Below are 993 nucleotides of genomic sequence, written 5' to 3'. Positions count from 1 at the left end.
GTATTTCCTTATTGCCCTTAACAGTTCTTCCTTGCTTTTAAATTTCTTGTCTGCATAGTACTTGCTGTCAAGCCTGTGGCTTCTTTCCACTTTCCCATTCTCCCATGGCGAATATGGACGAGTTGTCCCGTACTCTATCCCCTTCTCCTCCAGTTTCAGCTCAAACAGTGTTTTCTTATCACTTTCAGAATTTGTGAACTCTCTCCCATTGTCTGTCTGAACTTTCTTTATGTCAAATCCCAGCTCCTTTTCCAAGTTCTCTAGAAACTTTGCAGTCTGATAGGTACTTTTTTCATCTGCTATCCTTAACACTCTTTTTCTTGTATATTCATCTAATGCCGTTATTTGATAATACTTCTGGTCACGTGTGCCAAACTGTATGCATTCTTCCGGAACATATTTTATGTCTATCTGTACTCTTTCCCCAGGGTACTTCGCCTGTTCAACCTTCTTCTTTCTCTTATATAGCTTTTTAGGCTTTTCTTTGGCATTGCCCTTCATTTTCCTTATTATCCTGCACATTGAATCATATGTACGGCTATAGCCTTCCTTTCTTGCTTTGACATAAACTTCTGCCAGCCCTTCATAGCCAAATTTCCTGTACTTTTTCATAACCAGCTCTATTTCTTCTTGCGTGTGCTGGTTTGGGTGGCTTTTAGGTCTTCTGCTTTTTGGCAGAAGAGACTGGACTGTGCCGTCGTATCTGTCTCTCCAACGTTTTATCTGCTGACGTGATGTCTTATATTTCACTGCTGCCTTTGAATTATTATTATGTTTTATTGCATACTCAATTGCCCGTTGACGAACACGGTATATTTCTGATATACTACTCATATGAAAGGTTTCTCCTTAATGTGGTTTGGTAGATTTACATTATATCAGAAACCTTTCTTTTTTTGTATATGCTTGTCACATATGTATTATCTCACAACAGTTTTGAAATTTTTACAATTTTATAGTAAAACTTATTTAAAACTAAACTCAAAAGCTATG

1 protein-coding gene is annotated in these 993 nt (G+C 37.5%); it reads right to left on the bottom strand.

Translation table 11 applies throughout. The features are described 5' to 3' along the window. On the bottom strand, positions 1-834 hold an 834-nt coding region (locus ACYVJ4_RS16575), incomplete at its 3' end, for a DDE-type integrase/transposase/recombinase (RefSeq protein ID WP_460461234.1). Positions 835-993 lie beyond the last annotated feature (159 nt).

This window comes from Angustibacter peucedani (assembly GCF_054779595.1).
This window is presented reverse-complemented; position numbering and strand designations above follow the sequence as displayed.